This window comes from Psychrobacillus soli (assembly GCF_006861775.1).
In the GTDB taxonomy this organism is placed as follows: domain Bacteria; phylum Bacillota; class Bacilli; order Bacillales_A; family Planococcaceae; genus Psychrobacillus; species Psychrobacillus soli.
The window spans coordinates 1-26,213 of sequence record NZ_VDGG01000044.1; the positions used below are offsets into that span (position 1 = coordinate 1).

The 26,213-nt window shown below is 37.3% G+C and carries 28 protein-coding genes; 2 read left to right on the plus strand and 26 right to left on the minus strand.

All coding sequences use genetic code 11. The annotated features are described in order from the left end of the window. Nucleotides 1-134: 134 nt before the first annotated feature. Nucleotides 135-896, minus strand: a complete 762-nt coding sequence (locus FG383_RS16550; RefSeq protein ID WP_142608506.1) for a TrmH family RNA methyltransferase — start codon at nt 894-896, stop codon at nt 135-137. 90 nt (nt 897-986) lie between these two features. Between FG383_RS16550 and sspI the strand changes: the two genes are divergently transcribed. Next, nucleotides 987-1,193, plus strand: a complete 207-nt coding sequence (gene sspI, locus FG383_RS16555; RefSeq protein WP_142608507.1) for a small acid-soluble spore protein SspI — start codon at nt 987-989, stop codon at nt 1,191-1,193. A gap of 43 nt (nt 1,194-1,236) precedes the next feature. Here sspI and FG383_RS16560 read toward each other — a convergent pair whose 3' ends face one another. From FG383_RS16560 to FG383_RS16640, 17 genes are all read right to left on the minus strand, one after another. After that, a complete protein-coding gene (locus FG383_RS16560; RefSeq protein WP_142608508.1) occupies nt 1,237-1,443 on the minus strand; it encodes a hypothetical protein in 207 nt (68 codons plus the stop codon). A gap of 94 nt (nt 1,444-1,537) precedes the next feature. Further along, nucleotides 1,538-2,707 (minus strand): thiolase family protein, encoded by a 1,170-nt coding sequence (locus FG383_RS16565; RefSeq protein WP_142608534.1) that lies wholly within the window; start codon nt 2,705-2,707, stop codon nt 1,538-1,540. Between the two features lie 14 nt (nt 2,708-2,721). Next, entirely contained in the window at nt 2,722-3,138 is a 417-nt protein-coding gene (locus FG383_RS16570) for a MaoC/PaaZ C-terminal domain-containing protein (RefSeq protein WP_142608509.1), read from the minus strand. Next, the gene (locus FG383_RS16575; RefSeq protein ID WP_142608510.1) at nt 3,135-3,584 is read right to left on the minus strand and encodes a MaoC family dehydratase N-terminal domain-containing protein; all 450 of its coding nucleotides are present in this window, start codon (nt 3,582-3,584) and stop codon (nt 3,135-3,137) included. The genes FG383_RS16570 and FG383_RS16575 overlap by 4 nt, the downstream gene beginning before the upstream one ends. A 23-nt stretch (nt 3,585-3,607) precedes the next feature. After that, entirely contained in the window at nt 3,608-4,372 is a 765-nt protein-coding gene (fabG, locus tag FG383_RS16580; protein WP_142608511.1) for a 3-oxoacyl-ACP reductase FabG, read from the minus strand. 362 nt (nt 4,373-4,734) lie between these two features. Further along, entirely contained in the window at nt 4,735-5,763 is a 1,029-nt protein-coding gene (gene dmpG / locus FG383_RS16590) for a 4-hydroxy-2-oxovalerate aldolase (protein WP_142608512.1), read from the minus strand. A gap of 1 nt (nt 5,764) precedes the next feature. Further along, complete coding sequence (locus FG383_RS16595; RefSeq protein WP_142608513.1) at nt 5,765-6,646, minus strand: acetaldehyde dehydrogenase (acetylating); 882 nt, start codon at nt 6,644-6,646, stop codon at nt 5,765-5,767. 11 nt (nt 6,647-6,657) lie between these two features. Beyond that, nucleotides 6,658-6,816, minus strand: a complete 159-nt coding sequence (locus FG383_RS21020) for a hypothetical protein (RefSeq protein WP_185907984.1) — start codon at nt 6,814-6,816, stop codon at nt 6,658-6,660. Between the two features lie 52 nt (nt 6,817-6,868). Beyond that, the gene (locus FG383_RS16600; protein WP_142608514.1) at nt 6,869-7,210 is read right to left on the minus strand and encodes a nucleotidyl transferase family protein; all 342 of its coding nucleotides are present in this window, start codon (nt 7,208-7,210) and stop codon (nt 6,869-6,871) included. A gap of 137 nt (nt 7,211-7,347) precedes the next feature. Further along, nucleotides 7,348-7,833: a flavin reductase family protein gene (locus FG383_RS16605; protein WP_142608515.1), complete on the minus strand. Its 486-nt coding sequence runs from the start codon at nt 7,831-7,833 to the stop codon at nt 7,348-7,350. A 175-nt stretch (nt 7,834-8,008) separates the two neighbouring features. Next, on the minus strand, nt 8,009-8,962 hold the full coding sequence (gene hpaD / locus FG383_RS16610; RefSeq protein WP_142608516.1) for a 3,4-dihydroxyphenylacetate 2,3-dioxygenase: 954 nt from the start codon (nt 8,960-8,962) through the stop codon (nt 8,009-8,011). 100 nt (nt 8,963-9,062) lie between these two features. After that, nucleotides 9,063-9,929 carry an alpha/beta fold hydrolase gene (locus FG383_RS16615; RefSeq protein WP_142608517.1) on the minus strand — a complete coding sequence of 289 codons (867 nt, stop codon included), beginning with the start codon at nt 9,927-9,929 and terminating at the stop codon, nt 9,063-9,065. 72 nt (nt 9,930-10,001) lie between these two features. Then, the gene (locus FG383_RS16620) at nt 10,002-11,189 is read right to left on the minus strand and encodes an acyl-CoA dehydrogenase family protein (RefSeq protein WP_142608518.1); all 1,188 of its coding nucleotides are present in this window, start codon (nt 11,187-11,189) and stop codon (nt 10,002-10,004) included. 62 nt (nt 11,190-11,251) lie between these two features. Continuing rightward, nucleotides 11,252-12,028: a 2-keto-4-pentenoate hydratase gene (locus tag FG383_RS16625; protein WP_142608519.1), complete on the minus strand. Its 777-nt coding sequence runs from the start codon at nt 12,026-12,028 to the stop codon at nt 11,252-11,254. A gap of 39 nt (nt 12,029-12,067) precedes the next feature. Next, a complete protein-coding gene (locus FG383_RS16630; protein WP_142608520.1) occupies nt 12,068-12,892 on the minus strand; it encodes an FAD synthetase family protein in 825 nt (274 codons plus the stop codon). 75 nt (nt 12,893-12,967) lie between these two features. Beyond that, nucleotides 12,968-13,924: a VOC family protein gene (locus tag FG383_RS16635; protein ID WP_142608521.1), complete on the minus strand. Its 957-nt coding sequence runs from the start codon at nt 13,922-13,924 to the stop codon at nt 12,968-12,970. A gap of 15 nt (nt 13,925-13,939) precedes the next feature. Further along, nucleotides 13,940-15,100, minus strand: a complete 1,161-nt coding sequence (locus tag FG383_RS16640) for an acyl-CoA dehydrogenase family protein (RefSeq protein ID WP_142608535.1) — start codon at nt 15,098-15,100, stop codon at nt 13,940-13,942. A 611-nt stretch (nt 15,101-15,711) separates the two neighbouring features. Here FG383_RS16640 and FG383_RS16645 point away from each other — a divergent pair. Then, nucleotides 15,712-17,535, plus strand: a complete 1,824-nt coding sequence (locus FG383_RS16645; RefSeq protein WP_142608522.1) for a V4R domain-containing protein — start codon at nt 15,712-15,714, stop codon at nt 17,533-17,535. Between the two features lie 215 nt (nt 17,536-17,750). On the opposite strand, the gene FG383_RS16650 is transcribed toward FG383_RS16645, so the two are convergent. The 8 genes from FG383_RS16650 to FG383_RS16685 form a co-directional block, all read right to left on the minus strand. Then, entirely contained in the window at nt 17,751-18,566 is an 816-nt protein-coding gene (locus FG383_RS16650) for an alpha/beta fold hydrolase (protein WP_142608523.1), read from the minus strand. A gap of 150 nt (nt 18,567-18,716) precedes the next feature. Next, nucleotides 18,717-20,012 carry a TRAP transporter large permease gene (locus tag FG383_RS16655; RefSeq protein ID WP_142608524.1) on the minus strand — a complete coding sequence of 432 codons (1,296 nt, stop codon included), beginning with the start codon at nt 20,010-20,012 and terminating at the stop codon, nt 18,717-18,719. An 11-nt stretch (nt 20,013-20,023) separates the two neighbouring features. Next, nucleotides 20,024-20,548 carry a TRAP transporter small permease gene (locus FG383_RS16660; protein WP_142608525.1) on the minus strand — a complete coding sequence of 175 codons (525 nt, stop codon included), beginning with the start codon at nt 20,546-20,548 and terminating at the stop codon, nt 20,024-20,026. A gap of 12 nt (nt 20,549-20,560) precedes the next feature. Next, nucleotides 20,561-21,598 (minus strand): TRAP transporter substrate-binding protein, encoded by a 1,038-nt coding sequence (locus tag FG383_RS16665; RefSeq protein ID WP_142608526.1) that lies wholly within the window; start codon nt 21,596-21,598, stop codon nt 20,561-20,563. A gap of 377 nt (nt 21,599-21,975) precedes the next feature. Continuing rightward, nucleotides 21,976-23,142: a CaiB/BaiF CoA transferase family protein gene (locus FG383_RS16670; protein WP_142608527.1), complete on the minus strand. Its 1,167-nt coding sequence runs from the start codon at nt 23,140-23,142 to the stop codon at nt 21,976-21,978. 14 nt (nt 23,143-23,156) lie between these two features. Then, nucleotides 23,157-24,197, minus strand: coding sequence for an acyl-CoA dehydrogenase family protein (locus FG383_RS16675; protein ID WP_246097041.1), 1,041 nt, complete (start codon nt 24,195-24,197; stop codon nt 23,157-23,159). 1 nt (nt 24,198) lies between these two features. After that, entirely contained in the window at nt 24,199-25,353 is a 1,155-nt protein-coding gene (locus FG383_RS16680; RefSeq protein WP_246097040.1) for an acyl-CoA dehydrogenase family protein, read from the minus strand. Between the two features lie 12 nt (nt 25,354-25,365). Continuing rightward, complete coding sequence (locus FG383_RS16685; protein WP_142608529.1) at nt 25,366-26,154, minus strand: enoyl-CoA hydratase/isomerase family protein; 789 nt, start codon at nt 26,152-26,154, stop codon at nt 25,366-25,368. Between the last annotated feature and the right edge of the window lie 59 nt (nt 26,155-26,213).

The window sequence follows — 26,213 nt, forward strand, 5'->3', positions numbered from 1 at the left end:
TGAGACTTCACAACGACGCCTAAGCGGCGGTGAAGGCTCATCGCTCACCCCACGGAAAGCGTCCGCCCTGCAGCGAAAATCCCAGCGAACACTTTATTCAACGCACTACTGCGCAATATGACCTCTCTCGAAAATTATAAAGCTAAACCATACAAAAGTATTCCTGTTGCTACTGCCACATTTAACGATTCCGCTTGTCCTATAAGGGGTACAATAATATTCTGATCTGTTTGCTCTAATAGCTCTTTGTTAATGCCGCTACCTTCATTTCCAACGATTAATGCAAAACTTTTACTTTTTGTCACTTCGTTAAATGGAGTCGAATTTTCAAACGCCGTTCCGAAGACGGTTACTTGTCGATTTTTCAATGCGTCGACCCATTCATGTAAATCCCCTTTTACAATTGGGATATGGAAATGAGATCCTTGTGCGGAACGTAATGTTTTCGGATTATATGCATCGGCCGAACCTTTTCCTAGAATAACCGCATCGATTCCTGCCGCATCTGCCGTGCGAATCATCGTCCCAATATTCCCAGGATCTTGCACGGCATCTATTAATAACAGGCGATTCCATTTCTGTTGCACTTGTTCACTTACCGTTTGTTGTTTACAATGCGCAAATATTCCTTGTGTATGCTCTGTTTCAGCAAGTTCTTTTTTTATAACATCATTTATTTCTACAATTTCTAAATTATCTACATCCCAATTTGCTGGAATCTCGCTCGTATCGCTTATCATAATCGTTAAGACATTTTCTTTTTGCTTGATCGCTTCTTCGACTAAGTGATAGCCTTCTATAATGAATTCACCTGTTTTATCTCGTTCTTTTCGAACACTTAATAGTTTTTTCCAATGCTTCACAAGGGAATTTTGGGGAGATTCGATTCGTTTCATTTATATGTAACCGCCTTTTTTATTTAATAGTACCAAATTCATGTATAGCTTGCGAGAGTTTGGAAAAGATAATTACGAGGAGTGATGAAAATGGATTTTCAAATTAGAGAAGCGATTTCAACCAATTTAAAAGGTAATTCAGCATCAGATATTCGTGATGTAGTGGAAGATGCCGTTCAAAGAGGAGAAGAACATCTTCTACCTGGACTAGGTGTTATCTTCGAAAAATGGTGGAAAATGGCGGATGACACAAAGCGAAATTCCGTATTAAATGAAATCGCAACTGCATTTAAATAAAAACAATCCGTGAAGAAATACTAATCTTCACGGATTTTTTTTATTACTCCTCTTCGTCTGTCACATGTTTTCGTACATGAACATAAAAAATAAGATATTGCGCTAATGATAGAACAACAATTAGTAATTTAGAGGTAGGAAAAAGTAAATGAAAAACTGCCGAAAGAGGTAATGACCATGTGAAGAAAGTATAAACTTTCTGTGTTGCTACTATTGTAATCATAACGCTTGAGAGAAGCCCCCAAGACATAGGAAAGGCAGCTCCTTCTCCAGTCTTATGTCTTCGGTTCTCCCTTATTAAAATGCCTATACTTGTCTGCCTATAGCTTTCTTTCAACTAATTTTTACTCACGTTCAATAATCGTAGCTATTCCTTGCCCGCCACCAATACATGCGGTGATGAGTGCGTATTTCTTCTCGGTTCTTCTTAATTCATAAATTGCCTTCGTTACAAGAATACCTCCTGTAGCTCCTAAAGGATGTCCATGCGCAATTGCTCCCCCATTGACATTCACTTTTGACATATCCATTTGCAATTCTTTATTACAGGCTAATACTTGCGCCGCAAATGCCTCATTTAGTTCGATAATATCCATTTCTTCCAATGAAAGTCCGGCTTTTTCTAGCACCTTTTTCGTTGCGGGAACAGGACCAATTCCCATAATGTTCGGATCAACCCCCGCTAAGGCATGTGCACAAATTTTTGCCAAAGGTTTAATCCCTAATTCGTCTGCTTTTTCTCTGGACATAATCACAACTACTGACGCTGCATCGTTTAATCCGGAACTGCTACCTGCTGTAACAGATCCCCCTTCGAGAAATACCGGTCTCAGTTTTGACAAACCTTCCATCGAGGTTTCTGGGCGAGGATGCTCATCTACTTTAAATTCATTTTCTTCGTCCATTCGAAATGGGACCTTAATCGGTATGATTTGTTCATCAAATCGACCCTCTGCGATAGCTTTCGCCATTTTTTGTTGGCTTTGAAAAGCGAATTCATCTTGCTCCTCTCGACTGATATCATATTTCTTGGCTAAGTTTTCTGCCGTGATTCCCATAGGAGGATCACCGATTTCTTTTGGTGATAATTTAGATGGTCTAAATTTTGGAAGTGCTGATGAATAACCTTTTTCAGGTTTGTCCATTAAATACGGAGCTCGACTCATACTCTCTACTCCACCTGCTATATAAACATCTCCATCTCCAGCCCATATAGCTTGCGCAGCTAAATTGATAGCATTGATACCAGAACCGCATTGACGATCGATTGTTAATCCCGGAAGTTGAATACCCAAACCGGTCTGAAGTGCTGTAAGTCTCGCAAGGTTACCACCGCCAGACAAAACATTTCCAATAATTACATCATCAATAATTTCTGCATCAATATTCGCTCGTTTAACCGCCTCTTTAATCACTTCCGCACCAAAAACATGTGAAGGAACCGATGAAAGTGCACCACCTTGCCTTCCAATTGCTGTTCGAACCGCAGAAACAATTACCGCATCTCTATTAATTGAACCCATCCCCTTTATATAATGAATTTATGATCTGTTTTAAAAATAATTTGTCCTTTCAATACTTCTACTTTATTCTGATTTACTGCCGAGACATCAAATATCATATTGTCCGATTCACGCTCAGTTAAGGTCGCTTTTAAAGTTATTACATCGCCAACAAATACCATTCCTCTAAAACGAATGGAGTAATCTTGAATAAATCCTTCGTTCATGTAAGGCGAAAAAATTTTTGCTAAATTTCCCATTGTCCACATGCCATGTGCAATAATCTGAGGTAATCCGGCTTTCTTTGCCTCTTCATCAATCGTATGAATCGGATTAAAATCTCCAGATGCTCCAGCATATTTGATCAAATCCAAACGATGGACTGGATCTAATTGAATACTACCTAAAGTTTCACCTTTTTCAAGATTGCTAATTGTGCTCAAAGTATCAACCCTTTCCTAACAACTTCATTTAGGATAAGTATCTGCTCATCAGTGTAAATAAGATCTCGGTTTAAATCTTCACCATATCGTTTGGTGACTAAGAACCCCATACTTCCATTATTACCAAACTTTTCATAATAGTCTTTTATTTCAAAATGACAAAAAATCTCTTCTCCTACAAAAAGAGGCCGATAATAATGAAAAGATTGTTCACCGTGAATCAAGCCCTTAGTAGGAAGATGCAGTTCAGGGATCACCCCATAGTCTAACGTAAAAGGAAACGTCGGAGGTGCAATTCTCCTTTTGTACCTTGATTTTTTCCCCGTCACTTCATCTATATACAGCGGGGATGGATCGCCTATCGAAAAAGCAAAGTTTTTAACTGCACCCGCTTCAACTGTATTTTTCACTTTTTTTGACTTTTTACCGATTATCCCCTTCAACATTTTCGCACCTTCTTTCATAAAACTTAATTTACAGGTCCCCCTGCGACATAAAGCACTTGCCCACTAACAAAAGAGGATTTTTCATCTGCAAAAAATAAAATAGCGTTCGAAATATCTTTTGGTTTTCCACTTCTTGCGACTGGAATTTGTGCAACGGCATTACCGATTAAATCGTCAAATGAAACCCCAATTCTTGCAGCTGTCGCTTTTGTCATATCCGTTTCTATAAAACCCGGTGCAACGGCATTTACTGTAATGCCAAACTTACCAATTTCAATCGCAAGTGTTTTTGTAAAACCTTGTAATCCTGCTTTTGCAGTGGAATAATTCGATTGTCCTCTATTCCCCAATGCGGATGTAGAAGAAATATTGATAATTCTTCCGTATTTTTTTTTCGTCATGTACTCTTGTGCTGCACGGGCAGTGTAGAATGCGCCTTTTAAATGCACATCTATTACTGTAGTCCAGTCCTCATCGGTCATTTTAAACAGCATATTATCTCGAGTAACCCCAGCATTATTTACCAAAATATCAATAGATCCAAAAGCTTCATTTACCTCTTTCATCGCAAGTGCAATCTCTTCTTGGTTCGTTACACTTGCAAGCTTTGCATACACTGGGTAGCCTTTTTCTTTCAGTTCCGCCTCTGTTTTCGTCAATGCCTCTTGGTCCAAATCAACGATTGCAACATTGGCTCCTTCTTGTGCAAATTGTTCTACAATCGCTTTTCCAATCCCACGACTTCCTCCAGTAACAAATGCAGTTCTTCCTTTAAAACGATTTTCCATTAGCATTTCCTCCGCCTTTGTTTTATCCGTTTTATATGTTTCAATTAATTTCCACATAATTTTCAATCAATTACAAGAAATGAAGACAAATAGTTAACTACCCTGCTTCATTATTTCAAACCAAGTCTTCCAATTTAGAATACGAAAGTGGAGTTAGCTATGATCTTCAAACGCCATTGCAATTCTTCCAAATGCTTCTTTAATAATCCCTCTTGGTGATGGAAGGCAAATCCTTTGATAGTTTAATCCTTCTTCTATGAATGCTTTACCATCCTGAAGAAGCACATTAGCTTGATTAAAAATAAAGTCATGTACCTCTTCTGGAGAAATACCATATCATCGTTATAGACGGTACCCAAAACCTAAGGCTTAGGAGCTACAGCAAATTTCTTTTTAGTGATATTTGCAGCCACTTCGTAAATAAGATCTTCCTGACCACCGACTGCTTTCATTTTGCCTAATTCAACCAAGATATCTCTTTCATCAATATTGAACCTTTTCGCTGCTTTTTCTGTATGCAGGAGGAAACTGGAATATACTCCAGAGTATCCCATCATTAGGCTCGAACCAGTAACCTCTTGAGGTCGTGGCATATATTTTGCTACAACGTCATTTGCGACGTCAAGGATTTTGTAAAGGTCAACTCCTGTGTTATATTCCATTTTTTCTAGCACGGCAACCATTACTTCTGTTTGAGTGTTACCACTTCCCGCACCCAATGCACGTAAACTTCCATCAATATAGGTAGCACCTGCTTGCACTGCAGCAAGTGTATTCGCCATTGCCATCGATAAGTTGTTATGGCCGTGGAATCCAATCTCAATCGAAAGTTCATTCTTTAGTGCAGTAATTCTTTCTGTAACTTCATGCGGTAAGAGTGCACCAGCCGAGTCCGTTACATAAACAACTTCCGCCCCATAACTTTCAAAGAGTTTTGCTTGTTCAACGAGTTTTTCAATGGAGGCCATATGGGCCATCATTAAAAATCCGATTGTTTTTAAGCCAAGTTCGCGCGCTAGCGTAATATGCTGCTTAGCGACATCTGCTTCTGTCACATGGGTTGCTATACGTACCATCTTTGCGCCTGCTTTTACAGCGTCATTTAGGTCATATTTCGTTCCAATCCCAGGTATTAGCAGAACAGATACCTTTGCCTGACCGCATTCAGCTGCAGCAGTTTCAATTAATTCTAGCTCATTCACTTTGGAGAGACCGTATTGCATAGAAGAGCCACCTAAACCATCTCCATGTGATACCTCGAAATAATTCACGCCAGCCTTGTCCAAACCTCTTGCCGTTTCTCTTACTTGTTCTTTAGTAAACGCATGTCTCATGGAATGGCTACCATCACGGAGTGTTACGTCCACAATTTCAAAACTGCGGTTCGTCATTTTACTTCACTCCTTCTTTCGCTCGTTGTAATGCTAATTCATTCGCTACTCTCGTTGCCGCAGCTGTCATGATATCTAAGTTACCAGAATAAGTGGGGAAGAAGTCTCCTGCACCTTCGACTTCAACAAAGACAGTAATCTCTTTTCCTGAGATTTGTGGTTCTGTATTCATCCGGTAACCAGGTACGTATGTTTGTACTTCCTTCACCATATCTTTAATAGATTGAAGGATTTCAGCTTCTTTACCTTCTTCTTCTATCGTTGCATGAATCGTGTCGCGCATAATAACTGGTGGCTCAGCCGGGTTTAGGATAATAATTGCTTTTCCTTTCTTTGCACCACCGACTTTTTCAATTGCATTTGCTGTTGTCAGTGTAAATTCATCAATATTTGCTCGTGTACCAGGTCCTGCACTTTTGCTTGAGATTGTCGCAACAATTTCCGCATAAGAAACTGGGGAGATACGATTAATTGCATGAATAATTGGAATGGTAGCTTGACCACCACAAGTAACTAAGTTAACATTTGGTTCGCTTTGTAATTGATCTAAATTCACTGATGGTACAACGAATGGTCCAATTGCAGCTGGTGTTAGGTCAAGTACTTGTTTTCCAATTGCGGTGAGCTTATCACTATGAGATTGATGAATCTTTGCAGATGTTGCGTCAAATACCATATCAAATTTGTCCGGATGTTCAAGAAGCCCATCGATACTTTTGGTTGTAGTAAGATAACCACGTTCTTTCGCTAGACGCAACCCTTCAGAGTTAGGGTCAATTCCTGCAACCATTGTTAATTCTAATGCGTCTGATCGTTCAATTTTATACATTAAATCGGTTCCAATGTTACCTGAACCGAGTATAGCAACTTTAGATTTTGACATAAACATCCTCCTTATTTTTTAAACGTTGCTGAAACGGTTCCTAGATTTTTAAATTCGGCTTTAAATTGATCTCCGTCTTCCATTGGAATAGCTTTTGACAAAGCCCCCGCTAGAATAATCTCTCCAGCGTTCAGTGAAATATAATAGACACCTAACTCATTTGCTGCCAAGCAACTGCTTCAATCGGATTGCCCATTACAGGAGATCCGTACGCAGAATCTATTAATTCATTTTTCTATATAATGACATTCTCACTTTAGGAATGTCGATTACACTTCGGTGGCCATAAGTAAAATCAAATCCAGCTACTGCATGAATAACATTCATGCAGTAGCTAGATATAAATTGTTCCGGAAAGAGGGATAGAAAATCCTTATCAAACTTCACTACATACAAGCTATCAACACCCAGGGATTCTAAAATAGAAGCCTTTTTTGAAATTGGCATTAAATAATACAATTCTGTATTGCCTTTTGATAAAATAGTTTTTGGGTGCGGGAAAAAGCTCATTACCGACAGTGAAGTACTTTTTTCTTTTGCGACATCACCCGCAGTCTTGATCATTTTTTATGTCCGTTATGAAGCTCATCAAAGAATCCCAATGCCATTACATTTGGTATGTTGTTTCCAGTATGCCAGGTTATTGGAATTTAAGAGTATTGTTTTCATAAGGATTTTCTCACTCCTTCTTTTTGTTTCTTTTAATCAGAGTTAGCAGTTACTCCTGCCTTTTCCAATCTGCGATATTTTCCTTTGGAGAAAATAAGTGGTTCTCCGCCTTCTAAATGAACTTCCGTTACATGACCAATGAAAATAGTATGGTCTCCTTCCACATATTCTGATTTAACAGTACAAGTAATTTGTGCAATGGCCCCAGAAATTACCGGCTTACCATCTAAATAATCAAATTCAACTTTTTTTGCACTTTTTACCTGCCCAGCAAAAATCATTGATAGATCTTGTTGTTCTTCAGAGAGGATGTTAACAGAGAAAAATCCACTCTCATTAATTTTATTTAACATATGAGCATCTTCTTTTAATGAGATAATAATAAGTCTTGGTTCTAGGGACTGCGACATGAAGGCATTTGCAGTCATTCCATGTGTACCCTCATTTGTTTCCGTTACAATTACAGTAACCCCAGTGGAAAAACTTCCCATTGCATTACGGAATAAACGATCTTCCATTTCAAAAGCCCCCTTAGAATTTTAAATTCAGTTGCATTCAACCTCAAGCCATAAATAAAGATAGAAAGTACCAGTGCCTATCGTAATGTTTTACTTTTTCATTCCATTGTTTGTCGGAGTATACGCTGCATCAGAGAAAGCTCTGTACATTACGATAGGCGTTTTGGCTTTATCATTAATAGATTTTTTCTTTCATCCAATTCTTATTAATTGTTGTAGTTTCTTTAAATGATTCCGGAACTTCAGCACCCCACCATAGACGCCCGTTTTTCTCATACGCTTCCTGTGTCCACCCAATAGGTTCCTGATCAAGATCTCGTTTGTAGTCACCGGAATAAATTTCAATTCGATGCCCATCTGGATCTTTAATATAAAGGAAAAATGCATTTGTTACACCGTGGCGACCAGGACCATATTCAATATTATCGCGGTATCCGGCATCTGCAAGTACGTCTGCTGTTTTAATAACTCCTGCAACACCATCAACAATATAAGCAATATGGTGTAGGGATGCTACTTGTTTGTGCACCAAAGCGATATCGTGTGTGAACGGTTCTCTGCGGATCCATGCAGCATATTTATCATTGCCATCTGCACTTTCTACATATTCAGATATACTGAAGTCAAAGTTCTTCCAGTAATTCCATTCCGTGTTAACGCTTGGTACACGTAAGTTCATATGGTCAATACGTAGTGGGGGAATCCCGTTTTGTAAATGTGTTCTTCTCATTGGAAGAATGACGTCTTTATTTTCCCCGTGATATACATTTAATTGTGGTGAGTGGTGGTAGAATGCTACAGGGTGACCACTTGGCGTAGCGACTTTAAGTACTCTGCCATGGTCCTTATCCTGAACTTCCTCTACTTCTACACCGAGTGCTTCATTTTTCTTTTTAATATCATCTAAAGCTACTTCACTTGATACACGAAGTCCAAAATGATCTAATGCCACATTATCTTTGTCCTCATTCAGAATTAATGAATATTCATCAAACTCCTCAGCTGCACGTAAATAAGCTTTGTTTCCTTCTTGTTTTGTTTTAATATAACCGATAACCTTTTCATAGAAGTGAAGTGACTTTTCTAAATCCGAAACGTTTAATTGGGCATATCCCAAGCGATAAATCATTATCATCACCGTCCAAAATTCATTTATTTTTTAGTTCTTTTAAGAAGATCGTTGTTAATTTGAAACGCAGGAATATTTTAAGATAATTATTTAATTTACATTAACGACTTATTGATGCATCAGCATGCTTTAACATAAAGTCGGTAAGTTTTTTATTGAATGCCTCTACTTGTTCCCATTGTGGCCAGTGTCCAGCGTCATAGATTACTTCAAGTTCAGCTCCTGGAATCATGTCTTTAATCGGACCGGCTTGCTCTACTGTAGAAGTAGGGTCGTGATCTGTCCAAACTAATAGTGTTGGTACATCAATCTTTCCACACCATGCTGGGTCCCAAATATATTGTTTTCTTGGTTCAATTTCTTGAAGGTGAACAATATTATAAACCGCTTTTTGGTAAGATGGGTGTGAATAAATTTGACGTCTATTTTCAATCAATTCGTCTGTTACGACGGACTTATCGTACATAAGCCATTCTAATCGTGTTTTTACATTTTCATAGTTTACATTTACTACAGCATTAATTGTAGATTTTTTGAGTTTTTCCATAACTTCTGGGTCACTGTTAACATTACCAGGCGTATTTAGTACTAATGCTTTTGCATAGCCAGGATGATGGGCTACAAACCAGGCCGCTACCCATCCACCTAATGATTCACCGGATATAAATGCCTGTTCCAAGTTCATCGCTTTCATTAAGTCTAGTAAATGATCGCTGTAATCATCGATGCCATAAGGCCTATCAGGTTTATCTGTATAGCCGTGCCCTAGCATATCAACAACAATCACACGGAAATCTTTACTCAATCCTTGCATGTTTTTTGCATAAGCCTCAATGTGACCGCCAGTACCATGTAGGAGGATGAGTGGTTCACCCTCACCAGCTTCTAGTACTCTAGTTTTAATTCCATTCGCATCTACATAGTGAAGTTTAAATTCTATATCCGCTAATTCATTCCAAATTGTCATTTAATTTCCCTCCAATAATTTGCAAGCATTATAAAAAGCTTACATTGTAGTGTTAAATAACCTAAGATAAAATTAACCCCGAACTCCACTATCAAACCCAAATAATTCTAGTCCATAAGCTTGAACAGAGTCTTCATATAAAGATGTTTTGTGTGTAGCAACAGATAAAATATCACGGAAGAATTGTTCAATTGGTCCACCTTTATATAAAGCAGCTCCCCCAAGAGTGAGTAAAACTCTTACAGCAATATCTGTACAAATTTTCATTATTTTTGTTCGAATAGCAAAGAACTCTGCTGCTGGTGTTGGATTTTTGCTATTTCTTGAATTTTCAAGTTTTTTTATATATTGATCCATTAACGCCTCAGCTGCATGAAAATCAGTAGTTATTTCTGCCATCACTCGTTGACTTCGTGGAGACTCACTTTCTAGTAAACCATCATCCATTAAACGTCTCCGCTTTTCAGTAGCACTTTTGAACTCATCAATGACACGTTTTGTTCCGCCAAGCACCATATAAGGGAATCCTAGATAGAACGCTGAAAAGTATGGAACATGATAGAATGGATAGTCTTTATCATAATCTTCCTCTGGTGGTCTACCGCCAAATTCTAGACGTGATATTGGAAGGATTCTTTCTTTCGGTACATATACATTGTCTGCGATAATCTGGTTACTTCCTGTACCGCGAAGCCCGAATGTATCCCAGTTCTCTACGATTTGAAGATCCGAAGTCCTCAGAATAGGCAAGCATACTTCTGGTTCATCCATACCTGGTAATTGCAGTTTAACCCCTACGCCTATCCAATCACTGTAGTTAACACCACTTGCGAATGCCCATTTTCCATTAATGCGGTATCCTTCGCCATCTTCTTCAGCTGTTCCAACTGCAGCGAAGATATCACTGATTAATCCACCTTGATTTACGATTTCATCTCTTGCTTCTTTTCCCAAAAAGGATGGAAGTGTATTGTGAAGTGGATATAGGAAAGTCAGCCATGCAGCTGAAACGTTATAATATGCTACTGTACGAACAATTTCACCGAAGTCTCTTAAACTAACTTGAGGACCACCATATTCTTTAGGTAAGTTCATCTTTGAAATTGGTGAATCTTTAATAGCTTGTGCTACATTAGCAGAAATACTTGCATTTTCTTCTGCTTGGGCATTTTCTTTCTCTGCCAGCTTTCCAATTTCAGTTGCATCAGCCAATAATTTTTGAATTACTTCATTTTCTGTACTGCTCACAATAGTACTCATAATTTCACTCCTCTAAATATATCTTGTAATTTTTTTGTATTAGCATTGATAACGCTTACACCTTACTTTTTAAAAATAGCTGTGACCGTACCAAGGTCGGTAAATGTAGCTTCAAATTCGTCTCCTTCTTGAATCGCCACCGCTTTAGCTAATGCGCCAGCTAAAATCTTCTCACCTTTATGTAGTGCAATATTATATTCTCCAAGTGCATTAGCAAGCCAGACCACAGCATTGATTGGGTCCCCCAATACGGCAGCACCAGTTGCTGTTTCTATAAGCTCTCCATTTTTATAAACCTTCATTTCTACATCAGGTAAATCAATATCATTTAAAAAACAATGATTTCCCCCAAAAATAGCTCCTACAGATGAACCATTATCAGCAACTGTATCTTCAAATTTAATCTCCCAATCTTTAATTCTACTGTCTATTATCTCAGCTGCTGGAACAACGTAGTCTGTTGCTTCGATAACGTCTTCCACCGTTACACCTGGTCCTTTTAAATCCTTTTTTAGAACAAAGGCAATCTCGAACTCTATCTTTGGCTGAATAAATGAATCAAGAGAAATAATGGATTTTTCATCATAAATCATCTCATCCAATAAATGACCATAATCCGGTTTATCGACTTTGAACATTTCTTGCATAGCTTTACTCGTTAATCCAATCTTTTTCCCTACAATAGTCGCTCCCATTTCTCGCTTTTGACGAACAACTTCAAGTTGTATTTGATACGCCTCATCAACAGAAATTGATTCTGCTGATGAGGTAAAGGGTTCAATTGGCTTCTTGTTCGTTTCTGCCTCCATGAGTAAGGAAGCTGCTCTTTCTATATCCAACTTCATTCTCCTCACTTTTTTTTAAATCTCATCACTTTTTCACGAAGAGTAGAAATATACTACTTCATTCTCAATGCGGTTATGCCACGTAATCGTTACCTTTTCACCATTGCTAAACTCTGAGTTTTTGTAGTCCTTAAAGTAAATAGTATTACGATCATCAGAAACGTTTACATTTACTTGGAACAGTTTATTATTTTTGTGGATAGTTACCGAATAACAACCAGACTCTGGCATTGTATAATAAGGTAACGGTTCAAAAGAGTTACCATTCCACTTACATTCAAGTTCATAAGATCTCCCAAGAATATGAGGGAAATTTTCAATACTTCCTGTTGCTAACATTTCACGAATACTTGTGGAACTGATTTTTTCCCCCTGAAACTCTACTTTTCCCACCTTTGTAACTTCCAACATATCTTTCCCATCCTCTACCATGCGATCGATATGGCCAGCACCGAATTTCCCATAAGTGAAATCATATCCTGCAACTGCATGCACGACACCAAAGTCAAGTAAATAGTTGGCAACGTATTCTTCAGGTGAAAGAGAAGCAAATCTTTTATCAAATTCCACAATATAAAATATATCAACGCCGAGACTTTCTAATACCTTCCCTTTTTCTGTTAACGGCATAATATAGTCAAACTTCTTTTTTCCATTAGACAGAACTACTTTAGGATGAGGAAAAAAACTCATAACCGTTACTGGTAAACTTTTTTCCTTTGCTTTTTTTACAGCTGTACGAATTACTTTTTGGTGGCCCTTATGGATACCATCAAAAAAACCTAATGCAATTACATTTGATGTGGATTTATTCTTCCAATATCCAAGGTTTGTCGCATTCAAATAAATGGTTTCCATTCGATGATTCACCCCTCATCTGTAATAACTTATGAAACAGAATTTTCTGCATCAGCCACTATCAATATCTAATATTTACCCTCTTATTGTTGTTCTATTAGCTTGAGAGGAATTTTCTCCCCAATAAGTAAGAGCTTTTTTATCTTCTAAAGTCCATTTAACTGGTTCCCAATCAGGTTCAAAAATCAAATAGCTATTTGAAAACAGCTCAATTCTTAATCCGCTGCCAGGATCAATGACATAAAGGTAAATCGCTTGCGAAATGCCATGTTTACCAGGTCCAACAAATTCTACTTGATGCTCTGATAAAATATCTGCAGCTCGCAGTATATCTTGAGCATTATCTAACCAAAAGCCTAAATGGTGCATTTGATGAGTAGTTGGGGCGTTTGGATCCTTCATTACAGCAATGTCATGGACTAAATTAGTTACACTCATCCACGCCCCTAATTGTTGGTCTTCTGAATCGACCAAATACTCCCTCAATTTAAAGCCTAGATTATCAATAATAAAATTTGATACGGTCTCTACTTCAGCGTTAGTAGCGATATTTACATGGTCAATTCTTCGTGTCGATATCCCTTTTGCCCAAGCTTTATGGCTTTGATTTTTTAGGAACGGTTTGTTATTCTCATCGCCTTTAGGTTTATCCATTTCATAGTAGATTTCAAATTTATGTCCTGTTGGCAACTGAAAACGAATCGCTCTGCCTTGGCCTTTTTCTTCTCCACTCTCAATCCACTTAACTTTTGTTCCTTTCTCTTCTAAAAGTAATGCAAATTGTTCTAAATCTTCTACCCGTTTTGCTCTCCAGCCAATATGATCAATATACGATGTCTTGCCTGAGCGAATAGATAAACTATGATGTTCAAAATCCCCCCAGCATCGTAAGTAATGAATACCATCTTCCACTGCCGTTTCTTCTAAACCTAGAATCTCTTTAAAAAACCAGAGTGACTTTTCTATATCCTCAGAAACCAGAGCAACATGACCTAGCTTTGCAATTTCTGGTGCGTATACATAATTCTCCATCGTTACTCCTCCTTTTTATCCTCGAACTTCGCTATTATATCCAAATAACATTTTTCCGTATGCATCGACCGCATCTTCATAAAGGGAAGTCACGTGAGTGCCAATCGCTAATAAATCCCTAACAATCATCTCTAAAGGATGCCCTTTAATTAACGCAGCAGCACCTGAAGTTAATAATGCCCTTTGGGCGATATCGATACAATATTGAATAATACATGCTCTAATGGCTTTATACTCACTTGGATCATATTTATGGCCAGTATCTTCTTCCAACATCTCAATATAGGTTCTCATTAATCCTTTCGCTGCTTGAAGTTTCATCATCATTTCAGCAATTACTCTTTGGCTTCTTGGAGAGGCTTTTTCTGGCTCCCCTGAGATTCGAATTCTATTTTCTGTTCTCTTTTTAAATTCTTCAATTGCCCTTTCGGCTCCACCAATCGACATAGCTGGAAAGCCAACGTAAAAGGCAGGTAAGAAATGTACATTATAATATAAATAATTACTATCAAAAGGGCCCTCTAATGGCTTACTTTTCTTTTGTATATCTTGAATTCGGAAAGATAGATCATTAGGTATAAACAAGTCCTCAATTACTAATGTATGGCTTCCAGACCCTCTTAACCCAAGTGAATTCCAATTTTCAACTATATTTACATTATCTGCATCTATCACTAAAACAATTTGCTCTGGCGTTTCTTTATCAACCACAACTGCACCCACAGCACACCACTTACTATGTTTAATCCCGCTGACAAAATTGTAAGTGCCCGTTAGAATATATCCACCATCAACCCTTTTGGCCCTTCCAAGCGGGGCAAGTATATCCGCTAATAGACCGCCATCGTGATAAATTTCATCTCTGCGATGTTTTGGTAAATAAGCTGCCCAGGAATTATGGAGCGAGTAAAAATAGGTAAGCCATGATGCTGATAAATTGTAGAAACCTACTGTTTTTATCATGTCGGTATAGGTCGTAAAATCAATTTGTACACTACCATATTCCTCTGGCATAATTAATTTATTGATTCCCTCCTTTTTGATTAGATCAATAACATTTCCGGAAATGGTATTCTTTTCATCTGCTATTAATCTTTCAGACTCCGCCAGCTTGCCAATTTTCTTCGCACTTTCCATTAAACTTTCATAAACATTCTTTTGTACTGTTGAAACCACCAATTCTCTTCACTCCTTCAATAAAGTTAAGTTATCTCTCGAATACTCACTTAATATCAAAATTTCATAGATACTTAATTCACACCCAACAACTGTCGTACCTTTGTATGAATATAGACCAGATTTTCAGCATCATCCTGTGCACGTGCGACCTATTTGTTTTTGGCAATATCAACACCAAAAATTAAAGCCGATGGTGTATTTTGCGGGATTTTTCATTTTGAGTCCACCTTTGGTATCGATTAAGGTTTTCTTGCTGTTCAGTTTAGAACGCATCATACCAGGGGGCTCTTTTTTTGTTCAACACTCAAATTTCTTATTTATCCAGAAATCCTTAAGTAAAATAAAAAAATATACAAAATGCTCATTGACAGACTTTTTATTAATAATAATTATGGAACTGTTTAAGAATTAGGAACAATGAAAGCCCTTTAATCCCTATGATTCTATTCAACCAAATGTATAACAGAAAAGAAATATACTTTTTTACTGAAAAGTCAGAAAAAACAAACAAAAAATATTGTTTTTTATTACGCTAGGTATTATTATGGTGATAATCCTTTATTTTCCGTACAATATTTATTCGTTTTATTAAGAAAGGAAATAATTCTATGAAAAAAAACAGCAATAAGAGTGAACTCGTAATTAATAGTTTTGATATCTCTTTTTCCAGTCAATCCTTTGGAGTTTTACGAAGAGCATTATTTCACAATATAGGTTCCCTTAAAACAAAAGGTTTTTTATTAAGATTAGGCAAAGAACTTGGTGAAAAAACGGCCACTGAATTATTAGAACATCATTCACGGGAATATATAGCCAACCATGCGAAATTACTACACAAAAAGATGGGCCATGTATCAGACGTGGTTACAATAAGAGACCAGGAATTTGATAAAGACGGGAATTTAATTTATATCAACACAACTGGTGTCTGGTTTGATTCTTTTGAAGCAAAACTTCATTTGGCCCATCATGGAGTATCAGAGGAATGCTCTTGTTATACTTTAAGTGGTTTTGCAACTGGTTATCTCTCGATAGCATTTAATACACCCGTTATGGTAAGAGAGACTAAATGCAAAGCAAAGGGAGATGAAAATTGCGAATTTGTCGTCAAATTAGAAAAAGATTGGCAGGAGGAATATCCCGAAGAAATTTTGCTATATAACGAGCAAACTATTTATGATGAGCTGGAACTTACTTATGATAAACTTCTTAAACAAAAAAACCTTTTGGATAAAGTATCTTTATTTCACTATCAGTTAACAGAAAGCGTCTCTAAGAATCAGAGTATTTCACAAGTGACTGAAATGTCCTTCCACAATATAGGAATACCTATCACCATCGAAGATCGACACGGAAACATGATTACTCAGTATGGCTTAACTGCAGCACAATTAAAGGAAATACAATCAGTTAGAAAGTCGAACATGTTTTATGTTGAATCGTATAATCAAACGCAATATTTTGAATCGAAAAAGTATAATCAACTTAAAACCCCAATATATTTAGAAAACAAATTGTTTGCCTATTGTTCTTTTATTTACTTTGAACCTATACAGAAGGAGCCTAATGACCATACCTTTCTAGAACGGATATCTACTATCTCCACTTTGTGTTTTTTGAATGAGAAACTTCAGTTTGAGGCACATGAAAGAATGAAAATATCTGTGCTAGATGACCTAATTACAAAACAATATGATTCAATTGATGAAATACAACAAAAATTCAAATACTTTAAACAACCACTTGTTGGTCCCTTTTATGTCGCCCTTGCTAAAGTCACAGATAAAAGTCACAAAGAGAATACGACCGATTTATATCCAACCTCTCTTGAAATCTCTAAACAATGTGAAAATGAGGATTTAATTGTTATCGTATCAAGGTATAATGAATATTGTGTGATTTTAATCGGTTCACCAATTAAAACCTCTAACTTAAAACAAATCCTAAAAGTAATGATTACAAAGGTACAAAAGTTACTTACAGATTACACCCTTAAAATCGGTGTTAGTGATAAGTTTGATAATTTAGCCGATATTGATACATACTTATTGCAAGCCACAAACTCTGTACGTTCGCCATCACATGATGATATTATATTTCATAATGACTTAGGATTTATTGGTTCAATTGTAAATACCTATAACTATGAACAGCTAATGGAATTAGCTAGGAAAGAATTAAAAACTCTTTATACTTCCAATGATGATAAAAATAAAGAATTATTAAATACTTTATATATCTATTTAAAAAACGGTGGCAAACTAGAAAAAACAATGCATGATTTATCTTTATCTATTGGAGGAATTCAGTATCGGATCAAAAAAATCGAAGAAATATTAGGGAAAAATTTAAAGGATTTCCGCAATTCTGCTTATTTATTATTATTAATTGAGAGTATGATTTTAATTGAAAAAGTTGAAATCAAAACTTAAGTTTGATATCTTAACAAACTGAAAATGCCATTTAGACTAGTCTAAATGGCATTTTGTGATTCACTAAGCTATTCAAGTACATCAGGAAGAATAAAAATAAGTTGTGGCACTTGAGTAATGATGCTATCAATAAGATCATTAACCCCTACATTCCGTACCCTTTTAAAGACTTAAAATAATTCACTCCTGATCTCTATCTCGTAGCAAATCTCATCTTAGTAGTTTTTTAAGAAATCTACGGTAAGTTTCACAAATTCTTCAGGATATTCAATCATTGCCCAATGGCCGCATTTAGGCATTACATGTAACCAAGCATTCTCAATGAGATGTTCGTATTCCAACGAAAACTGTAAAGGAACTTGATTATCCTCTCGGCCATGAACGATCAACGTTTTTTGCTTTATAGATTTTAAATCTTCATCCAGAATAAATAATCCGTTTTTGTTCAGATTCGACATCGTCGCTTGATAAGCCGCGCTGGTAGCTGGATCATTAGCCATTTTTAACCGGTAATCCAACAGTTCTTCCGTGATAACAAACTGTTCGTTGGTCAAATTCCGTATAATTCTCTCCATATGTTCTCTTTCATTGTTGTATGTAGCTAACGTTCTAACTCCCTCGGAATTATCGTTCGGTTTGCGACGACCACTTGCTCCCATTAAGACAAGTTTATTAATTTTTTCTGGAAGCTTTGCCGTAGCAGATGCCGCAATTGCACCTCCCAAAGAATTCCCAATCAAAGATACACGATTTAAATCTAACCCACTAATCAACGAAACGAGCTGATCGACCCTAGCTTCCTGGGTGTAATTGAAAGTTACAGGGTCAGGTCTACTGGATAACCCGTAACCCAATACATCGTAAGCAATTACGTGAAAGCCTTGAGAGACGTACTTGTCCATAATATGATTCCAATTCCCCCAGCCATCAGCGCCTGCTCCTCCACCGTGAATCAAAATCAGTGGGTATCCCGATCCGCCTTCCCAATAGTGGCTTTCTATCCCATTAAATGTCACAAAATTTTCTTTCATTTGGTTGACACACTCCTCACTAACAAATTGATTCGCTACCTTATTCGTTTTTGCTACACTATGCCCCACAATATTCCTGGTGCCTTTTTACCTCTTTAATCAATCTATAAATAATAGTTTAAGCATGTAAGAAAATGCAGATTGATAAAGCTAATGGAAAAAATTCGGAAGAAAAAAAACAATTTCTGGCACAAGGGTTATGATACCTATCAATAAAATCATTAAAATTAAATATGGAGCCGCTGCATAGGACATCTTAATAAGATTCAACGGAGTTCCTTGCTTCTCTGAGATTTGCATCATTACAAACAGATTCAATCCGATTGGCGGTGTTATCGCTGACATTTCTAAAGCAATAATTGTAAAAATACCAAACCAGAGTAAGTTCACCTCATAGCTCACTAAAATCGGATGTAAGATAGGAACCATGATCAACAGAATCGAAATAACATCCATAAACATTCCTAAGATTACAAAGATAACAAAAACAAGTAATATTAATGTCCACTTATTCATATTTAGCGACTCTAGCCCTAGTTGAATCGTTTGTGGTAATTCAATTGCCGTTATCGCGAATCCAAATAATAGGGCTGCGGCTAATATTAAGGCAATCATTCCCATGTTTGAAGCTGTCTCTTTGAGAGCTTCAAACAACCCCTTTATACCAATCCCTTTATAAACAAACAAGGCCAACAGCAATGATACAATGCAGGCAACTGCGGCCGACTCTGTTACTGTGAAAATTCCAGAATAAATTCCCAAAATAATAATCACTGGCAACAAGAAAAGCCAGCTAATTTCTTTTAAAGCGGACATCCTTTCCGCTTTGCTTGCTAATTCACTTCTTTCCAGCTTTTTCCCATAAACAAGGACCACATAGATAATAAATATGATAATAAGGAGGATACCAGGGATGATTCCAGCCATAAACAAATCCGTGATCGAGACATTCGTCATCGCTCCATATAAGATCATCGGACCACTTGGAGGAATTAAGATTCCCAATGTTCCAGCGGCGGCAATTATCCCATAGGCCAACCTTTTTGGATAGCCTTTTTTGATCATTTCATCGGATGCGATATAACCAATCGTCAATACAGTGGCAATACTAGACCCGGTTAAAGAAGCAAAAAAACCACATGTCAGTACACTTGCGATAGCCAAGCCCCCCGGTAAATGTCCAAACCATTTATTTGCCGCATCAAAGGCCTTTGTTCCTATACCACTTTTCAACATTATTTGCCCTGTCAGGACAAATAATGGAATCGCTATCAAAACACTGTTATTGAGAGAATTATAAAGTATTTGTGGTACTTGTAAATTTGCTACTTGAGGGTCTAGGTAAACCATCAATACTCCGGAACTTACAATAATTAAAGCGAATGCTACAGGCATTCCTAAAAGGATAATTAACATTAATATCCCTAATATGATAACGTAATCCAAGTATTCACCTCCTAACCCAGTAATGGAGTTTCATTTTCTGATTCATTCTCGTCTTTAAGAAATAAAAGAAGCAAATGTCTAATAATGGCTAAACATAGTAGTACACAGCCTATAACTAAAGAACTTTGAGGAATCCAAATAGGTATTTGAATAATCGATAAGTCTTTGGAATGGTTCATATAGGATCTATGCGCCATCACCCAGCTATATTTCGTTAGGTAGATAAAAAAAACTAATGAAACGATCATAAGGGAACATTCTAACACTTTTTTCGTTTTCATTGAAAACCGAGTGATCAAAATATCTACTTTTATATGTTCTGATTTATACATCGCATAAGCAGCTGCCATGTAGGAAGTGGCAATAAAGAAATAGACAGAAAATGGTTCAACCCAATAAACGGGGATCATCATATTTCTTCCTCCTATGCTTAGCAAAATCATAGCAGCAATTAAAAAAATAAGAAGGCCGGCAATAACACCGGCAACTTCGATGATTCGACTTAATATACGGGTAGTCGTTTTCACTATTTTCATATTATCACCCTCTTATTCTCTTGAAGAATTGATAATCTCCATTATTTCCTTCCCGATGTCTCCTGTGGATTGATAAAAGTCTTCAAGAACCTGTTCTTCTACTTCTTTGAATGCTTCCTTATCTATTTCGACAAACTCCATGCCTTTTTCACTAAGTGTCTTGGCATCTGCCTCATGTAATCTTTGAACCTCTTCCGACATCCATCCTTCTACCTCTTTAGCAGATTCAGAGACAATGTTTCGGGTTTCTTCGGAAAGAGCATTCCACCAATCTAAATTCACTAATGAAATAGAAATTCCAGCATTGAGAGGTCCAGTATAATAATCTGTTACTTCATAATACTGCTGGGCAATAAAGGCAACTGGCGCAGATAAACCAGCATCAATGGTTCCTCTCTGCAACGCCTGAACAACCTCTGATCCCGGCATTGAGATTGGAGTCCCACCAGCTGCTTCTACGTATTTAGACATCAACGGACTTGTTGTCCTCACATTTTTCCCTATAAAATCTTTAGGTGTTTTCAGTGGAGTATCTTTTGAAGCATAGTACGCTATTCCAAAATCTCCCCAGATAATTGGGTAAAGGTTGACTTTCGCAAATTCTTTCTCAAAAATTTCCCGTACACCGTTATCCAACGATTTGTGCAGGTGCGCATAATCATCAAATATTGGCAAAACAATTAGCTCGGCACTTGGAACTAAAGAGGTTAGCATTTCAAACGTTGTTGCTCCTGCCTCAATTTGACCACTTGATATCGCATCCACTATCCCTACATCATTGTAAAGCTGGCCAGAAGGGAAAATGCTCATATTAATTTTTCCACCGCTTTTTTCGCTAGCTAATTCTTTTAATTGTTCAAACCCTTTATGAGTATGCTGCTCTACTGGATAACCATGCGCAAATCGAAAGGAGACTTCTTCCACACTCGATTCAGAATTGCTAGTGCCATTATTTTCTTTGCTGGCAGCTTTCTGGGAAGAAGATTGACTGCAGCCAAACAAGGTAATAATCCCTAACATGATCATAAAAATCAATAATTTACTTTTCATCCATGCTCCACCCCATTAAATTGATTTATTAAAATAGTCCTTCTCAAACTGATTAAATGTTTCTTTATGTTCCAGCTGCGTCCAATGACCGCACTGTCCTAATGTAAATAAATGAGCATTTGGCAAACGATTCAACAGATAATAACTAGAATCAATGGAACAAACATAATCCGCTTTGCCGAAGCCAAATTGGTCTGGGGCAATGCAATGGATCTGTTCCTGACAACTCTCTAATCCATAACTCCAATTCGCAAGAGCAGTAACTCTCGGGCCCAATCCGTGAATAAAAATTGCCTTTTTACATTTTCAGTCCCTTATTCATTGGCATAGGTTTTTATAATTTTCCGTACGAGCGTAGCTAGTTGAAGTTGTTGTACTCAAATTCGTACTCCCTCTTTATTTATCGAATTCCCAAGAATTTCCTCATTGTGTTGCCCTAGTAATGGAGCTGGTTGATAGCTATCAACGTCAGATTTTGAAAGTTTTATCGGCGAGCCTGGAATCTTGACCTTCCCTCTTGCAGGATGATCGATCTCTACAATCATTTCCCTCTCTATTAAGTGTTTATCATTGGCTACTTCTTTTATTGTCAGAACTGGGGATGCCGGCACCCCTTTTCCTGTTAATAATTCAACTATTTCCCATTTGTTGATATCCTGTGTCCATTCAGAGACAATTTGGTCTACCTCATCAATATGAGCGGCCCGGCTGATCGAATTTTTGAACTCCTCTTTTTCAAGTAAATCTGGCCGTTCTAAAATGTCTACTAATAACCGCCAATGTCGCTCGGTTGCACATATAATGGCAACAAATCCATCTTTGGCTGGATAGACATTGTATGGTGCTGCCCTTAACCCACTATGCTTATTCCCAGTTCGCTCGTAATAATTGTCCGGATCCCCATCGTATAGCGCAGCTAAAGGAGAAGCTAATGTCGGATATAAAGCGTCATGCATAGACACTTCTACTTTTTGTCCTGCACCCGTCCGTTCTCTTTGATAAAGAGCTAAACCAATACCGGCTAATAAATGAGTTCCTCCTAGTAAATCAGCAACGGCAGGTCCTGCCTTCACAGGAGGCATATCCGGGTAACCTGTGGAGCTCATCACTCCTCCTATGGCTTGCACGGTTAAATCCATTCCTGGATAGTCCCGATAAGGTCCTGTTAAACCATAAGCGGTTGCTGTTGCATAAATAAGCTTCGGATTTCTCTTTTTTAAGACTTCGTCATAATCAAGTCCTAACCGTTTCATGACACCTGGTGTGAAGTTTTCTACTAAAATATCTGCTGTTTCCACTAGTTTCAAAAAAGCTTTTTTTCCGTCTTCACTCTTTAAATCTAATGTAATTCCGTATTTATTTGTATTAAACATCACAAACTCATGAGGTGCCTTGCTTTCATGTCGCTCGCGCAAAATATCTCCTTTTGGGCTCTCAACTTTAATCACTTTTGCTCCATGGTAGGCCATTAGTAACGTACAGTATGGACCCTGATATACTTGACTCAAGTCTAAGACTACCAGCCCTTCTAATGCCTTATTCATCCTTACCACCACCCTTATTGAGTTACAATCTCCCAAAGTTTTTCTTCTTGCCCTAAGACAAAATGACTAATTTCATGCGACCAGTACGATTCAGACTGGTATTCTTCTCTTAGGGACCATAGTTTTCTTGTGTAGTAATGGAGAATATGTTCCTGTGTATACCCCATTGCTGCATGAATCTGGTGAGCGATAGGTGTGGCTGTAGTTATTGCCTCGCAAACTTTTAACTTTGCAACCATTAATTCTAAATAATTTTGCTGGTCTAAATTATCCCTAAGAGATTCAATACAATTAAGGGTCATTACTTCTGCCTGTTTTATCGATTCTGCCATAATAGAAAGATTATTTTTGTTCATTTGAAAGTTGCCAATTTGCTTTCCAAATTGAACTCTAGTATTCGCATGTTCAATCGTTAATTCAAAAATTTTCTTTAATGCACCAGTAGCAACAGCTAGGTTTAATAAAAGTTGCAGCCCAAAATAATATCTAACCACTGATGGTTCAATAGGTTTAATTAGTTTAGGTGCGTGATTAATTAACGTAAAGGAATAGACTGGTTCATTAGCTAAATTGTGTTTTATTTTATAATCTAATTGACTAGCATCAAGCAAAACTAAATAATCTTCCCCTTGTTCATTCGTACCCAGGACTAAAGCATCATTCCCTTTTGTATATCCGTACATGTTTTCAATTGTGCCATTGACTACTTGCTCCTTGCCAGCATCGATTTTTATTCTTTGATCTAAAGGTCCACACGAAAGACCACCCTTTGAATCTAGGTTTTCACGATAAGCTAGCCAGTTGCTTAATAGCATAGCGGTAAACGGAACGGGGAGCGCATATTTACCAGCAATAACAGCTAACTCCAGCCCATTTTTTTTCTCAAACCCACTTCCCCCATCGGCTTCGTCGATACCAATTAAAAAAACGCCAAATTCCTCAAGAGCCTGTAATAAACGGGCCGGAACACCTTTTCGTTCAGATTCTTCCAGTAAATCTTTATCACAAGAATCATAAAGAATTTTTTCAAAGGATTCTTTCAATATTAGTTCCATTTCATCCACTAATGTTCACCCCTTTAGAAATAATTGATCTTAAAATTTCCGTCGTTCCACCTCTAAGGGTGAATCCCGGTGAATGTAAAATAGATTGGGCAGCGTAGACCTCAATTAATTTATCTGAGTCTAAAGAAGGGAAAATGGATATCGTATTTCTTGTTGTATGAATAATTTGGTTCTCAAATTGGGTTCCCAGATCTTTTACCATCGCTGCTTCTGTGTTCGGTGTCTTCTTTTGTTCCAATAAAGAAGCGACTTCTAAGGACATTTTTCGCAAAGTCACTAAACTAGCGATACAAGAACCTAAGTCTCTCAAGTCAGACAAGTCACTCCCATCGGACTTTATCGTTCCAATTAATTCTTCAAGTAAAGGATACGTACTGAGGAATCTATCCGGTCCACTTCTTTCAAAGGCCAATTCAGTTAGTCCTTGTTGCCAGCCATTTCCCTCAACTCCAACTAAATTTTCTTTCGGTACTTTTACATCTTCAAAAAATACCTCATTAAATTCATGCTCCCCTGTCATAAGATAAATAGGTCTGATGGTTACACCTGGTGATTTTAAATCAACTATAATTTGACTCATACCCTCATACTTGTTCTTTTCATTCTTGGGAGATGTTCTACATAATACAAGGATGTTGTGCGAATGATGTGCACCTGTTGTCCAAATCTTACTACCATTTAGAAGCCAATGATCTCCTTTATCTACTGCCCTCGTCGATAATGAAGCTAAATCACTTCCTGAGTTTGGTTCACTTAAGCCTATGGAAAAATACATTTCTCCCTCGCAAATGGAAGGTATATACTTCATTTTTTGCTCTTCTGTTCCAAACTTAAGCAATAAAGGTGCTGTTTGCCTATCTGCGACCCAGTGGGCAGAAACTGGGGCTCCGTTCGATAATAGTTCTTCTAGAACAACATATCTTTCTAAATTACTTTTCTCCTGACCACCATACTTTTTGGGGATCGTCATTCCAATCCAGCCTTTTTTAGCCAATTTTTTGCTAAACTCTGGTGAAAATCCAGAAATACTTGCATCACACATAACCTTAAACGTTCCATTTTCTTTTTCTTCTTTTATAAATTCTCTTACGGCTAATCTTAATTCTTTAATGCCAGCGTGGGTTTTAAGTTCAGCGATGTTTACCAAGCGAATCCTCCTTTATTTTCCGGTAAAAACAGGTTTTCTTTTTTCCAGAAATGCATTTACTGCTTCCTGATGATCTTCAGTACTCTTAACAATGGCAAAATGAGAAGATACTAAATCTAAAGAACTACTCAAGTTTGATTTAATGGATTGCTTGACCGTTCTTTTTATCAACCGTACAGCGACCTGGGGCTTATTAGCTAAACTTTTGGCATATTCAAGAGATTTTTCAAAGAATGCTTCAGAAGGATATACCATATTCACCAATCCTATCTCTTTTGCTTCATTTGCAGAGATAAAATCACCAGACCATAGGAGTTCAAGGGCTTTCGAGTATCCTACAATTCTTGGCAAATAATAAGCTCCCCCATCACCAGGTATTAAGCCGACATTTATGTAACCCTCTGAAACTTTTGCTGTATCAGCCATGATTCTAATATCTGCCATAAGCGCCATATCTAACCCTGCACCAACAGCGATCCCATTAATGGCACAAATGATTGGCTTATCAATATCATGGATGGTTAGAGCCACTCGATGAACGTTTTGCCATAAATAATCCTTCGTTTCCGCTGGAGATGAAACCATTTTCATATCATTCATGTCTCCGCCTGAACAGAAACTGTTCCCATTCCCAGTAATTAAAATAACTTTTATATCTTCATTACTTTTTGCGTGCTCTAAAGCTTCAACCCATTGGTCAACCATGGATCTATTAAACGCATTTTTTTGTTTGGGTCTATTTAAAATAATTACGTACACTCCGTCATAAAATTCTGTTAAAATAGTACTTTTTTTTTCCATTTTTATCACCTTTCACAATTTTCAGTATTTTCATAATTCTATGATACTTACACGATAGA

Bases quoted from the DNA above. Each gene is read 5' to 3' on its own strand.
- FG383_RS16550 (WP_142608506.1), bottom strand. From the start codon at position 896: ATGAAACGAATCGAATCTCCCCAAAATTCCCTTGTGAAGCATTGGAAA.
- sspI (WP_142608507.1), top strand. From the start codon at position 987: ATGGATTTTCAAATTAGAGAAGCGATTTCAACCAATTTAAAAGGTAAT.
- FG383_RS16560 (WP_142608508.1), bottom strand. From the start codon at position 1,443: ATGTCTTGGGGGCTTCTCTCAAGCGTTATGATTACAATAGTAGCAACA.
- FG383_RS16575 (WP_142608510.1), bottom strand. From the start codon at position 3,584: ATGTTGAAGGGGATAATCGGTAAAAAGTCAAAAAAAGTGAAAAATACA.
- fabG (WP_142608511.1), bottom strand. From the start codon at position 4,372: ATGGAAAATCGTTTTAAAGGAAGAACTGCATTTGTTACTGGAGGAAGT.
- dmpG (WP_142608512.1), bottom strand. From the start codon at position 5,763: ATGACGAACCGCAGTTTTGAAATTGTGGACGTAACACTCCGTGATGGT.
- FG383_RS16595 (WP_142608513.1), bottom strand. From the start codon at position 6,646: ATGTCAAAATCTAAAGTTGCTATACTCGGTTCAGGTAACATTGGAACC.
- FG383_RS16600 (WP_142608514.1), bottom strand. From the start codon at position 7,210: ATGATCAAGACTGCGGGTGATGTCGCAAAAGAAAAAAGTACTTCACTG.
- FG383_RS16605 (WP_142608515.1), bottom strand. From the start codon at position 7,833: ATGGAAGATCGTTTATTCCGTAATGCAATGGGAAGTTTTTCCACTGGG.
- hpaD (WP_142608516.1), bottom strand. From the start codon at position 8,962: ATGATTTATCGCTTGGGATATGCCCAATTAAACGTTTCGGATTTAGAA.
- FG383_RS16615 (WP_142608517.1), bottom strand. From the start codon at position 9,929: ATGACAATTTGGAATGAATTAGCGGATATAGAATTTAAACTTCACTAT.
- FG383_RS16620 (WP_142608518.1), bottom strand. From the start codon at position 11,189: ATGAGTACTATTGTGAGCAGTACAGAAAATGAAGTAATTCAAAAATTA.
- FG383_RS16630 (WP_142608520.1), bottom strand. From the start codon at position 12,892: ATGGAAACCATTTATTTGAATGCGACAAACCTTGGATATTGGAAGAAT.
- FG383_RS16635 (WP_142608521.1), bottom strand. From the start codon at position 13,924: ATGGAGAATTATGTATACGCACCAGAAATTGCAAAGCTAGGTCATGTT.
- FG383_RS16645 (WP_142608522.1), top strand. From the start codon at position 15,712: ATGAAAAAAAACAGCAATAAGAGTGAACTCGTAATTAATAGTTTTGAT.
- FG383_RS16650 (WP_142608523.1), bottom strand. From the start codon at position 18,566: ATGAAAGAAAATTTTGTGACATTTAATGGGATAGAAAGCCACTATTGG.
- FG383_RS16660 (WP_142608525.1), bottom strand. From the start codon at position 20,548: ATGAAAATAGTGAAAACGACTACCCGTATATTAAGTCGAATCATCGAA.
- FG383_RS16665 (WP_142608526.1), bottom strand. From the start codon at position 21,598: ATGAAAAGTAAATTATTGATTTTTATGATCATGTTAGGGATTATTACC.
- FG383_RS16670 (WP_142608527.1), bottom strand. From the start codon at position 23,142: ATGAATAAGGCATTAGAAGGGCTGGTAGTCTTAGACTTGAGTCAAGTA.
- FG383_RS16675 (WP_246097041.1), bottom strand. From the start codon at position 24,197: ATGGAACTAATATTGAAAGAATCCTTTGAAAAAATTCTTTATGATTCT.
- FG383_RS16685 (WP_142608529.1), bottom strand. From the start codon at position 26,154: ATGGAAAAAAAAAGTACTATTTTAACAGAATTTTATGACGGAGTGTAC.